At 61.8% G+C, this 11924-nt stretch carries 9 protein-coding genes and 1 pseudogene; 3 read left to right on the forward strand and 7 right to left on the reverse strand.

Going from position 1 to position 11924, the window contains the following annotated elements:
* Positions 1-27: 27 nt before the first annotated feature.
* From prmA to CKW07_RS10445, 7 genes and pseudogenes are all read right to left on the reverse strand, one after another.
* Entirely contained in the window at positions 28-906 is an 879-nt protein-coding gene (gene prmA / locus CKW07_RS10415) for a 50S ribosomal protein L11 methyltransferase (RefSeq protein WP_095144817.1), read from the reverse strand.
* Positions 907-1207: 301 nt separating this feature from the next.
* On the reverse strand, positions 1208-2566 hold the full coding sequence (gene accC, locus CKW07_RS10420) for an acetyl-CoA carboxylase biotin carboxylase subunit (protein WP_095144818.1): 1359 nt from the start codon (positions 2564-2566) through the stop codon (positions 1208-1210).
* Between the two features lie 17 nt (positions 2567-2583).
* A complete protein-coding gene (accB, locus tag CKW07_RS10425; RefSeq protein ID WP_095144819.1) occupies positions 2584-3045 on the reverse strand; it encodes an acetyl-CoA carboxylase biotin carboxyl carrier protein in 462 nt (153 codons plus the stop codon).
* 48 nt (positions 3046-3093) lie between these two features.
* Positions 3094-3546: a type II 3-dehydroquinate dehydratase gene (gene aroQ / locus CKW07_RS10430; protein WP_095078237.1), complete on the reverse strand. Its 453-nt coding sequence runs from the start codon at positions 3544-3546 to the stop codon at positions 3094-3096.
* Positions 3547-3677: 131 nt separating this feature from the next.
* Positions 3678-5438 (reverse strand): protein-disulfide reductase DsbD, encoded by a 1761-nt coding sequence (locus CKW07_RS10435; RefSeq protein ID WP_095144820.1) that lies wholly within the window; start codon positions 5436-5438, stop codon positions 3678-3680.
* 206 nt (positions 5439-5644) lie between these two features.
* Positions 5645-6151, reverse strand: a pseudogene (locus CKW07_RS25960) (methyl-accepting chemotaxis protein); the annotation flags it as partial.
* A 1505-nt stretch (positions 6152-7656) separates the two neighbouring features.
* Positions 7657-9327, reverse strand: coding sequence for a PleD family two-component system response regulator (locus CKW07_RS10445; protein ID WP_095144822.1), 1671 nt, complete (start codon positions 9325-9327; stop codon positions 7657-7659).
* Positions 9328-9612: 285 nt separating this feature from the next.
* On the opposite strand from CKW07_RS10445, the gene CKW07_RS10450 reads away from it, so the two are divergent.
* The 3 genes from CKW07_RS10450 (at position 9613) to CKW07_RS10460 (ending at position 11902) form a co-directional block, all read left to right on the forward strand.
* Entirely contained in the window at positions 9613-10680 is a 1068-nt protein-coding gene (locus CKW07_RS10450; RefSeq protein ID WP_095144823.1) for a DUF2333 family protein, read from the forward strand.
* A 3-nt stretch (positions 10681-10683) separates the two neighbouring features.
* Entirely contained in the window at positions 10684-11241 is a 558-nt protein-coding gene (locus CKW07_RS10455; protein WP_095144824.1) for an NUDIX hydrolase, read from the forward strand.
* A 289-nt stretch (positions 11242-11530) separates the two neighbouring features.
* A complete protein-coding gene (locus CKW07_RS10460; RefSeq protein WP_095144825.1) occupies positions 11531-11902 on the forward strand; it encodes a translation initiation factor Sui1 in 372 nt (123 codons plus the stop codon).
* Positions 11903-11924 lie beyond the last annotated feature (22 nt).

Genomic DNA, 11924 nt, shown 5'->3' on the forward strand with positions numbered 1-11924 from the left:
GCCATCCGGAGTCTGCAGAGGCTCATTTTAGCGCCGGCGACCGGTAATGCGCACCCAGCCATCGCGATTGGCGATCGGATCCAGGTCAAAGTCCTTGGCGTAAGCCGCTGCAACTTCTTCGCCTTGTTCGGCGAGGATGCCCGACAGCGCCAGGCGACCGCCGGCCTTGACCAGGCTGGACAGTTGCGGCGCCAGGGAAACCAGCGGGCCGGCAAGGATGTTGGCCACCAGTACGTCGGCCGGAACCTGTGGCAGGTCTTCTGGCAGGTACAGCGGGAACAGCGCTTCGGCGATGTTGTTGCGTCCGGCGTTGTCGCGGGAGGCTTCCAGCGCCTGCACATCGATGTCGGTGCCGACGGCCTGTTTGGCGCCCAGTAGCAAGGCGGCGATCGCAAGGATCCCGGAGCCGCAACCGAAGTCCAGCACGTTGCAGTCTTTCAGGTCCTGGCTGTCGAGCCATTCCAGGCACAGGGCGGTGGTCGGGTGGGTGCCAGTGCCGAAGGCCAGACCCGGGTCGAGCAGCAGGTTGACGGCATCAGGCTCCGGGGCCGCGTGCCAGCTCGGCACGATCCACAGGCGCTGGCCGAAACGCATCGGCTGGAAGCCGTCCATCCAGCTGCGTTCCCAATCCTGGTCTTCGATGACTTCGCTCTGATGCTCAGGCAGTGGACTGCCAGTCAGCAACTCCAGATGGGCCAGTACTGCGGCGGCTTCGGTGCCGCCTTCGAACAGGGCCAGCAGGTGGGTGTGCGACCACAGCGGGGTGGTGTTGAGTTCAGGCTCGAAAATCGGCTGATCTTCGGCGTCCATGAAGGTCACCGATACGGCGCCCACTTCAAGGAAAGCGTCTTCATAGGTTTCGGCTTGTTCTGGGCTGATGGCGAGACGGACTTGCAGCCAAGGCATGGCGGGCACCTTTGAAAAATATTGATTGCAGCCTAGCGGGCTGCGAGAAGCGCGCAAGTTTACGCGAGAGTGGAGGTTTTGTGGGAGTGGGTTGACTTCGGTGCTCGCCGTACGGCCTTCCGGTTGGCGCGGCACTTTGTAGGAGCGAGCTTGCTCGCGATGATCGACAAGACGCCGCTATGCTTCAGCTACCCTCGTTATCGTTGACCACCATCGCGAGCAAGCTCGCGCCTACAGGGGGTGATGTCTCCAGAAACAACAAAGCCGCCCGAAGGCGGCCTTGTCGTGTACCGACTAAAGCTTAGTGCTTTTCGCCAGCCAGCTTGTGCTCGAGGTAGTGAATGTTCACGCCCCCTTTGCAGAAGCCTTCGTCGCGGGTCAGGTCGCGGTGCAGCGGGATGTTGGTCTTGATGCCGTCGACCACGATTTCGTCCAGCGCATTGCGCATGCGCGCCATGGCTTCGTCACGGGTGGTCCCGTAAGTGATCAGCTTGCCGATCAACGAGTCGTAGTTCGGCGGCACGGCATAGCCACTGTACAGGTGCGAATCAACGCGAACGCCGTTGCCGCCTGGTGCGTGGAAATGCTTGACCGTGCCCGGGCTCGGCATGAAGGTTTTCGGGTCTTCGGCGTTGATCCGGCATTCCAGTGCGTGACCGCGGATGACCACGTCATCCTGGGTGAACGACAGCTTGTTGCCGGCGGCGATGCTGAGCATCTCCTTGACGATGTCGATGCCGGTGACCATTTCCGATACCGGGTGCTCTACCTGGACACGAGTGTTCATCTCGATGAAGTAGAAGCGGCCGTTCTCGTACAGGAACTCGAACGTGCCGGCGCCACGGTAGCCAATGTCGATGCACGCCTTGACGCAGCGGGCGAAGACTTCCTGGCGAGCCTGCTCGTCGATGCCCGGTGCCGGCGCTTCTTCGAGGACTTTCTGGTGGCGACGTTGCAGCGAGCAATCGCGGTCACCCAGGTGGATGGCATGGCCTTGACCGTCGGAAAGTACCTGGACTTCCACGTGACGTGGGTTGGTCAGGAATTTCTCCAGGTAGACCATCGGGTTGCCGAACGCCGCACCTGCTTCGGAGCGAGTCAGTTGCGCCGAGGAAATCAGGTCTTCTTCCTTGTGCACCACACGCATGCCGCGACCACCGCCGCCGCCAGCGGCCTTGATGATCACCGGGTAGCCGACTTCACGGCCGATGCGCAGCGCCGTTTCTTCGTCTTCCGGCAGCGGGCCGTCGGAGCCTGGAACGGTTGGAACGCCAGCGGCGATCATCGCGTGCTTGGCCGATACCTTGTCGCCCATCAGGCGAATGGTCTCGGCTTTCGGGCCGATGAAGGCAAAGCCGGAGTTCTCGACCTGCTCGGCGAAGTCGGCGTTTTCCGCGAGGAAGCCGTAGCCAGGGTGAATGGCCGTGGCGCCCGTCACTTCGGCAGCCGCGATGATCGCCGGGATGTGCAGGTAGGAGTGGGCGGCCGATGCCGGACCGATGCAGACGGATTCGTCTGCCAGGCCCAGGTGCATCAGCTCTTTGTCGGCCTTGGAGTAAACGGCGACGGTCTTGATGCCCATCTCTTTGCAGGCACGCAGAATCCGCAGGGCGATCTCACCGCGGTTAGCGATCAGAACTTTTTCCAACTTCGCAGTCATCAAAGGCTCTCCGCGGTTCAAACGATGGTGAACAGCGGTTGGTCGTACTCAACCGGCTGGCCGTCTTCGACGAGGATGGACTCGATCACACCGCTGGTTTCAGCTTCGATGTGGTTCATCATCTTCATGGCTTCGACGATGCACAGGGTGTCGCCTTTCTTCACGCTCTGGCCAACTTCAACGAAGGACGGCGAGGTAGGCGAAGATTTGCGATAGAACGTACCTACCATCGGCGAACGGGCAACGGTGCCGTTCAGCACTGGCGCGGCTGGAGCGGCAGGTGCAGCGGCAGCGGCTGGAGCAGCAGCGGCCGGTGCGGCGACAGGCGCTGCCATTGGAGCCGGTGCGTAGTACTGCTGGGCCGGGGTCTTGCTGTGGCGGCTGATGCGTACGGACTCTTCGCCTTCCTTGATCTCGAGCTCGTCGATGCCGGACTCTTCCAGCAGTTCGATCAGTTTCTTAACTTTACGGATATCCATGAATCATCAACTCCCAAGGGTCGGTCAGGGGCGTTTAACGCTTGTTGTTCAAGCCGTTGCCGGTCTTTCAAGCTGCTCTAGTGCGGCCTCCAGGGCCAGTCGATAACCGCTGGCGCCAAGGCCGCAGATCACTCCCACCGCTACGTCGGAGAAGTAAGAGTGATGGCGGAAAGGTTCGCGTTTGTGCACGTTAGACAAATGCACTTCGATGAATGGGATGCTCACCGCCAGCAGCGCGTCACGTAATGCGACACTTGTATGCGTAAAAGCTGCTGGATTGATCAGAATGAAGTCCACGCCTTCGTCGCGGGCGGCGTGGATGCGGTCGATCAATTCATACTCGGCGTTGCTTTGCAGGTAGAGCAAATGGTGGCCGGCATTACGGGCCCGTTGTTCCAGGTCCTGATTGATCTGGGCCAGGGTCACTGCGCCGTAGACGCCCGGTTCACGGGTGCCGAGCAGGTTCAGGTTGGGTCCGTGCAGCACCAAAAGGGTCGCCATCTGCTGTTCCTTGTTATCTATGTGCAGTTATCAGAACCCGGCGACTATGCCGCAAAGCCTTTGTGACTGTCCAGTTCTCTGCAATAGCCAGCACAATGACCGATGATTGCGCGAATTATATGACCAACTGATTAAATCTGGTCATTCGCTCTGGCGACACGTTCGGCGAACTCCCGCGCCGTGATCTCGCCAATCACCCGCACGTTGGTGCGTTCGTTGCCGTCCTTGCCAAAAAACATCAGGGCCGGTGGCCCAAACAACCGGTAGCGGTCGAGCAGGGCGCGTTGTTCGGCGTTGCTGGCTGTCATATCGAAGCGGATCAGCCGGTAGCCGTTGAGGCGTTCGACGACCATGGGATCGTTGAGCACCTCATGTTCGATGACTTTGCAACTGATGCACCAGTCGGCGTACCAGTCGAGCAGCAGCGGGGTGTTGGCGGCTTTCGCCTCGGCGAGGGCCTGGTCGAGTTCCGCCGGGGTGCTGATGGTCTGCCATTGGCCGGCATCTGGTGCTTGTGGGCTACCGGAGGCGTTGATGACCCGGGGCTGGCCAATCGGGTTGAAGGGATCGGTCTGGCCGCTGAAGGCGCCGTACCAGCAGGCCAGGCCATAAAATATCAGGAACATTCCGAGCAATTGGCCGAGGCGTTTGCGCGGTGGCTTGTAGACGAATTCCAGCGCCCCAAGAAACAATCCAACTCCCGCCGCCAGCAAGCCGATTAGCAGCAAGGTGACTTGCCCCGGCAGCACGCGACTGAGCAACCCGATCGCCAGTCCCAGCAGCAAAACGCCGATCGCGTTCTTCACATAGACCAGCCAGGGCCCACTCTTCGGCAGCCAGGCGGCCCCACCGGTGGCCACCAGCAACAAGGGGGCGCCCATGCCCAGGCCCAGCACGAACAGCTTCAACGCGCCCCCCAGTGCGTCACCGCTGGCGCTGATGTACAGCAGCGCTCCGGCCAGGGGGGCCGACACGCAAGGTGAGACCAACAGGCTCGAGACCACGCCAAGCACCGCCGCGCCCCATAGCGATCCACCCTCGGTACGACCGGCAATGCGGTCCAGGCGACTGCTGATGGCATGGGGCAGTTTCAGTTCGAACACCCCGAACATCGCCAGGGCAAAAATGGCGAAGAACAGGGCGAACGGCACCAGCACCCAGGCTGATTGCAGGCGTGCCTGCAGGTTCAACTGGGCACCGAACATTCCCATCAAGGCCCCGAGCAGGGCGAAACAGGCGGCCATCGGCAATATGTAAGCCAGCGACAAATTAAAACCACGCAGCCCGCCAACCTGCCCGCGCAGCACCACGCCGGAGAGAATCGGCAGCATAGGCAGCACACAAGGGGTGAAGGTCAGGCCCAGGCCTGCGAGGAAGAACAACGCCAGTTCACGCCAGCTCCAGGCTGCGCCGGGTGCGTTGCTGCCGGTTGCGCCATCGATCTGCAGGCGTTCGGTTTCCGGTGGGTAGCACAAACCCTTGTCGGCGCAGCCCTGATAGGTGACGACCAGGGTGAAGGCGCGCGAGTCGGCGCTGTTGCGAGGCAGTTCTACGTCGAGAATGCCGTGGTAGACCTCGACATCGCCGAAGTACTCGTCGTGCTTCTTCTCGCCCGGGGGCAGTTGAACGGCACCAAGGTCGATATCGGCGGGCTCGCTGCGAAACTGGAAGCGATGGCGGTAGAGGTAGTACCCCTCGGTGGCGACGAAGCGCAGCTTGATCGACTGCGGCGTGGCTTCCACCAGGCTCAGTTGGAAGGCTTCGCGCACTGGCAGGAAATCGGCGCTGTTGTTGATCGCGCCCAGGGTCGAACTGGGACGACTGTCCAGCAGGCCGGTAGCGTTTACCGGTAGGGCCAGGATCAACAGCATCAGGCAGAGCAGGCGGCGCATGACAATCTCGCGTATCGATAGTGTGGGCATGATAGCGGACGGCGCCAGGGTGTGCCGATGAGCTTTGTGGCGAGGGGGCTTGCCCCCGTTCGGTTGCGCAGCGACCGTAAATTCAGGACTCGCGGCCTGTCAGGTGAAATGCGGTTGCCGGTTTTGGCCGCGCTTCGCGAGCCAACGGGGGCAAGCCCCTTGCCACGAAACAGGCGTCAGACACGAAAGGCCTGCACGGCAGTATGCAATTGCCCGCCCAGCGCCAGCAGATTCTCGCCCTGGCTGCGGCCCTCTCCGATGCGCACCAGATTCTCCCCGCCCAGTTGGTGAATGCGTTCGCTGTGGTCGCGGATTTCGCTGACCGCGCCGCTTTGTTGCGCGGTGACATCGGCGATGCGTGCGGCGGTGTCAGCGATGGTCTGGATCGCGCCGACAATTTTATCCAGCGCGCCGTCTGCCGCTTGTGCCTGACTGGCAGTGGCCTCGGCGTGTTCGACCTGCGCGCGCATGCCCTCCACCGATTGCCTTGCCGCCAGTTGCAGTGCGCCAATCAAGGTCTGGATCTCGGCCGTGGCACCGGCAGTGCGTTGCGCCAGCGAGCGAACCTCTTCGGCGACCACCGCGAAGCCGCGGCCCATCTCTCCGGCGCGGGCCGCTTCGATGGCCGCGTTCAGGGCCAGGAGGTTGGTCTGGTCGGCAATCGAGCGAATCACCGTCAGCACACTGCCGATGGTTGCCGATTCCTCGGCCAGGTGCTCGATCATTTGGGCATTGCCCTGGACTTCGCCGACCAAGGCGTGAAGCCCGGTCAGGCTCAAGCCGATCACCTGCTGCCCATGCTCGACCGCAAGGCCGGCATGACGGCTGGCTTCGGCAGCCTGGCTGGCATCGCCGACCACTTGCTGGATAGTCGCCTCCAATTCGCCAAGGGAATCACGGATCAGCGCGGTGTCGCCGGCCTGATGCTCGGCGCCGCTGTGCAGGTCGCGGCTCAGTTCGGCCAGCACGCGACTGCTGCCCGCCACTTGCTCGGCGTTTTGCCGGATGGTCCCCACCAGGTCCACCAGATACACGCGCAGGCGATTGAGCGACTCCTGTATGTCGTGCAGTTCGCGGTTGGTCGAGCCCAACTGGATGTCCCGGCTGAAGTCGCCTTCAGCCCAGGTCGAGAGCGCCGGAGCCAGGTTGGTCAGCACCCGGGCAAGGCGTCGTTGCAAGGTATCGATCAGCAGCGCAATCAACAGGATAAGGCCAATCATCACGCCCTGGATCAGCCGCACTTCACTCTGGATTTGTCCATGCTGTGCGCGGACGGCCGGCTCCAGCGCCGCAATGGCTTGCTGCACGGCGTCCAGCTTCACGTGGGCGGCGGCGCTGAGGTCGGCTCGTTTCTGGATCTGCTCGCGGGTGCGGGCCAGTTCAGCGGGGTAGCGGGCAAGCAGGCTGGACAGTTCACGCTTGAAGCCAGGGCCGGCATCTTCGACGACGGTTTTTTCGCTGCTTTCCAGGCCCATCATCGCGGCGAAGTCATCGGAGTTGGAGGCTTGACGGGTGGCGATGCCGAGCAACGGCAAGGCATCGATCAATGCGGCCTGGGCGCGGATGTTGGCGAGTTCACGCTCCACGTCGCCGGCCAGTTCGCTACGACCGCTGCTGACCAGTTTGTCGCGGGCCAGCGAGAGCTTGCCCAGGTGCTGCGCGGCGGCCAGCAGTGGCACCAGGTAAGCCGCGGTCTCGGGTGTGTTGGCGCCGGTGGCGTATTGGCTGAGTTGTTCCAGGCTCGCGCCCAGTTCGCGTTCGGCTTGTAGCAGTAGGGCTTGCGGGTCACCGGCCAGCTTGCCCGCGGCCAGCAGCTCGGTCCTGCTGAATTCATCGAGGTCGGCAAGGCTTGGACGCAGGCTTTGTGCCAGGTCCACCGGCATCTCGTTCAGCTCTTTTTGCAGGGTGTCGAGGGCCTGGCTGGCGCCGCTCAGGCGCAGGGCATCGCCGCTGGCCAGGTAGTCTTCGACATTGCGCGCCACATGATTATGGAACAGCTGCGACAGGCCCAGGTAACGCTCCATCAACAGATAAGGGCGTTCCAGGGCCTTTTGCGACCACCACAATGTGGCGCCGAGTGCGATGCACACCGCGACTAACAGCAGGGTATTGAGATTGGTCAGCAACTTCAGACGCATCGTGGGCAACCAACGACAGAAGGGAGGCGCCTGAAGTTATTGCGCTTGCGTTACAGCGTTATGACCGATTCAGTGGATTCGGATGAAAAGATAGCACTTTGCCTTGATCGGCGTGCCGCCTGAACCCGATTGCGTCCGGCGTCCTTGGCGCGGTACAGCGCCGCGTCGGCCTGGCTGGCCATTATCAGGCTGTCGGAGTCTTCCTGCAGGTCGACCACGCCGGCGCTGAAGGTGCACCACAGGTCCTGCGGCTGGGCCGGGTAGTGAATCTCGGCAAAGCGCTGGCGGATTTCATCGAGCACTTTGCAGGCCGATTCGATATCGGTGTCCGGCATGACGATGGCGAACTCTTCGCCGCCGTATCGGCCAATGAAATCGGTCTTGCGCAGGCGTTGCTTGAGAAACAGCGCCAGGCTCTTGATCACCCGGTCGCCCATGGGGTGACCGTGGCTGTCGTTGACCCGCTTGAAGTGATCGATATCGAGCATCGCGAAGCTCAGTGGCTTCTGTTCGCGGCGTGCGCGGAATGAGCAGTCCTCAAGCAGTTGCAGGATATGGGTGTGGTTGTACAGGCCGGTCAGGCTGTCACGGACCATCCGCGCCTTGAGATTGCGTGCCCGGGCGGCGCGGTTGCGCACGGTGGTGATCAGGTGGCGGGGCTTGATCGGCTTGGTCAGGAAGTCGTCACCGCCTTCGCTCATGGCATCGAGCTGTTTGTCCTGGTCGTCTTCGGCCGACAGGTAAATGATCGGTACGCTGACATAACGGTCGTTGTGGCGAATCACCTTGGCCAGTTCGGTACCGGTGCAGGCCGGCATGTACATGTCGAGGATGATCAGGTCAGGCTGGAAGTCGGCCAGTTCGGCCATCGCCTGGATCGGTTCGATCAGGGTGCGGGTGACGATCCCGGCGCTGTTGAGCAGGCGCTCGGTGTGCAGGGCCTGGGCGCGAGAGTCATCGATGATCAGCACTTTGTAAGGTTCGTACTGGGCGACGCAGGTCAGGACCTCGATTTTTTCCAGCAGGCTCGAGGCTTCGAGGGTGCCGGTCAGGAACTCCTGGCCGCCGGCGCGTACCGCCGCCAGGCGTGTCGGGGTGTCGGTTTCCAGCAGGCTGAAAAACAGCAGCGGCAGCTTATGCTCCAGCCCGGCCTGGGCTTCGGCCGCCAGTTGCAGGCCCAGGCCCGGGCCCGCGAAGTCGACATCCATGACAATCGCCGCCGGCAGTCGCTCGACCATGGATGAGCGAAAGGCCGCCACACTGTCCAGGGACTGGGCACTGAGGCCAAAGAATTCCAGTTGTTTGGCCAGGCGTTCGGCCCGGTCGTGATCCTGCAGCAAGACATAGATTGGCTTGCGCAATGGCGGCAGGAAGGTTTGTTCGAGCTGGTCGCCCTGGCGCAGGCCGGTGCGTGACAAGCGTTGCATCAACCGATTCAGGTCAGTGATCAGCCCGCTGCTCAGGCGTCCGCGGTTGGCGTCGACGGCCTGCAGTGACTGGATGATGCTGTGGGCCAGTTGGGTGTGTTCGGTCTGTTCGAAGCGCTCGGCAAAGCGCAACAGGCGCAGGTTCGCCTCACTGAGCTCCGACAGATCGGTCGCCGACCATTCGCTGCGTTGCAGGCGCTGCCATATCTCAAGAATCTGACGTGCCTGATGAATTACCCGCTGGGCAAAGTGCTGCTTGAGGCGCTCACGGCTGGGGTCTTCTGGCTCGGTCATATCCTGACTACTAGTGAGGGTGCATGCTGAGGTCGACTGGTGGCTCTATGCTAGCACCTCTTTTCGATGGCATGAGTGTCGTAAGTCAATAATCTGCAAAGCGACGTTATTCAGTTTATGACCGACTGGTCGCGTAGGCTCTGAGCCGCGCTTCCTTTATAGTGGCGGCTCGACTGTGATGCATGCAGCGCCGTGCCGGGGCAGGATTGATCCGCTCACCATCAGGCACGAAGGCGCAGGGTTGCGGTCGAACCGATGAACTCAAGTGATTGAAAGGATATCGCCATGCTGGACTGGAAGAACCGCGCAGGCAGTGCGCCTGAACGTGCCGCCGAACCCAAGTCGGCAACCCGCAGCTATTTTGGTGGTTTGCTGTTCAGCCGCGCATTGGCCACGTTGATCGGCCTTTACCTGGTGGTGACCATTGCCCTGGGTTGGTACTGGAGCAAGGAGCCGGCCTTGTTTGCGGTTCAGCAGAACGCACAAATCGCCGCCGAGAAAGAAGGCAAACAGATGGTTGTCGGGTACACCACGGTGGAAACCCTCAAGACCGTTGCCGGTACCTTGCTCGACAAGCCGGGTGGCTATATCTCCAACGACCGTTTCCCGCCGGGCCTGTGGATGGACAACATGCCGAGCTGGGAGTACGGCGTGCTGGTGCAGGTGCGCGACCTGACCCGTGCCATGCGTAAAGACTTCGCCCGCTCGCAGTCGCAATCGGCGGAAGACGCCGACCTGGCCAAGGCCGAGCCGCGCTTCAACTTCGACAACAAGAGCTGGGTGCTGCCGTCCAGTGAGTCGGAGTACCAGGAGGGCATCAACTCCCTGAGCCGCTACCAGGCACGCCTGTCGGACCCAACGCAAAAGAACGCGCTGTTCTACGCCCGTGCCGATAACCTGAACAACTGGCTGGGCGATGTGGGCACCCGTTTGGGCTCGCTGTCGCAACGCCTGTCGGCCAGTGTCGGCCGGGTCAAACTCAACACAGCGTTGAAAACCGAAGTCGTGGCCCCGGGCCAGGTGCCACAACTGGATGAAGAGGTGGTGGAAACCCCTTGGATGCAGATCGACAACGTATTCTACGAGGCGCGCGGCCAGGCTTGGGCGCTGTCGCATTTGTTGCGCGCCATTGAAGTCGACTTTGCCGACGTACTGGCGAAGAAGAACGCGACCGTCAGCGTGCGACAGATCATTCGTGAGCTGGAAGCATCCCAGGAGACACTCTGGAGCCCGATGATCCTCAACGGCAGCGGCTTCGGTCCATTGGCCAACCACTCGCTGGTCATGGCCAACTACATTTCGCGGGCCAATGCGGCGGTGATCGACCTGCGCCAACTGCTCAACCAGGGCTGAGTCATGGTCGATAACTCCCGGGAGGCCGCCCATCGCGCGGCCTCGGATGCCGAGCAGATTGCCTGGGTCGACGAGCAGGACAATCTGCTCGGCTCCCTGGTGCGTGCGGATTTGCGCGCGCGCGGCCTGATCGGGCGCGGCACTTACATCATGCTGTTCAACTCCGCGGGCGACCTGTGTGTGCACCAGCGCACCTACAGCAAGGCCATCTACCCGGGGTTCTGGGATGTGGCGGCGGGCGGCATGGTGTTGGCGACGGAAACCTACGCCGAATCGGCGGCCAGGGAACTGGCGGAGGAACTGGGTGTGAGTGGTGTGCCATTGACCGCCCACGACCACTTTTTCTTCGAAGACACCGGTAACCGGCTCTGGTGTTCGGCATTTTCGGCGGTCTGGGACGGGCCTTTGATCCTGCAGCCGGAGGAAGTACTCCAGGCGCGCTTTATTCCGATCGAACAGGTCATGCAGGAAATCCACCAAAAGCCTTACTGCCCGGACTCTTTGGCGGCCTTGAAACGCTATCTGCGCTCGATCGGGGCCGACGTCGCAAAAGATGTATAAATTGGCGCCGATTGGCTCTTAGCAAGTACGCTTTTTGTCGTTACACTGCGCGACCTTTTCAAGCTGGACCGGGTTGCTTTTTGTAGGAGCGAGCTTGCTCGCGAAGAACGCAAGGATGACGGGTGCTGTCTGAGTGCACGCGTTATTGTTGACGTCCATCGCGAGCAAGCTCGCTCCTGCAGGGTTGTACCGGTCCAGTAGCGCTGCCCCTGCCTGAGTGGGGCTTCGCGGTCGATAGCACGTGCCTACGTTGCTGCGACCAGTCTTTGTCCTCCCAAGAGGATTGCCGGTGGCCAAAAAAGCCGCATCCTTCGCCGCCCTTGGTGGCTTGGTATTTTCCACCGACGCAGGTCGACATTGCCCGGACTGTAGCCAGCCGGTGGCAGCCTGCATCTGCAAACAAACCGTTATCCCGGCCGGCGACGGCATCGCGCGCGTGCGTCGCGAAAGCAAGGGCCGTGGCGGCAAGACGGTGACCACCATCAGCGGTGTGCCGTTGGCTGAAGACGCGCTCAAGGAGTTGGCCACCACGTTGAAAAAACGCTGTGGTACCGGTGGCGCGTTGAAGGACGGGGTCATCGAAATCCAGGGTGATCATGTCGAGCTACTCTTGGCTGAGCTGATCAAGCACGGTTTCAAAGCGAAGAAATCCGGCGGCTAGCAGCCTCTGTGAAGACCACTCC

Source organism: Pseudomonas sp. Irchel s3b6, assembly GCF_900187415.1.
Lineage (GTDB): Bacteria > Pseudomonadota > Gammaproteobacteria > Pseudomonadales > Pseudomonadaceae > Aquipseudomonas.

Coding starts and splice junctions, on each gene's coding strand:
- accB (WP_095144819.1), bottom strand. CDS start 3,045: ATGGATATCCGTAAAGTTAAGAAACTGATCGAACTGCTGGAAGAGTCC.
- aroQ (WP_095078237.1), bottom strand. CDS start 3,546: ATGGCGACCCTTTTGGTGCTGCACGGACCCAACCTGAACCTGCTCGGC.
- prmA (WP_095144817.1), bottom strand. CDS start 906: ATGCCTTGGCTGCAAGTCCGTCTCGCCATCAGCCCAGAACAAGCCGAA.
- CKW07_RS10435 (WP_095144820.1), bottom strand. CDS start 5,438: ATGCGCCGCCTGCTCTGCCTGATGCTGTTGATCCTGGCCCTACCGGTA.
- CKW07_RS10455 (WP_095144824.1), top strand. CDS start 10,684: ATGGTCGATAACTCCCGGGAGGCCGCCCATCGCGCGGCCTCGGATGCC.
- CKW07_RS10445 (WP_095144822.1), bottom strand. CDS start 9,327: ATGACCGAGCCAGAAGACCCCAGCCGTGAGCGCCTCAAGCAGCACTTT.
- accC (WP_095144818.1), bottom strand. CDS start 2,566: ATGACTGCGAAGTTGGAAAAAGTTCTGATCGCTAACCGCGGTGAGATC.
- CKW07_RS10450 (WP_095144823.1), top strand. CDS start 9,613: ATGCTGGACTGGAAGAACCGCGCAGGCAGTGCGCCTGAACGTGCCGCC.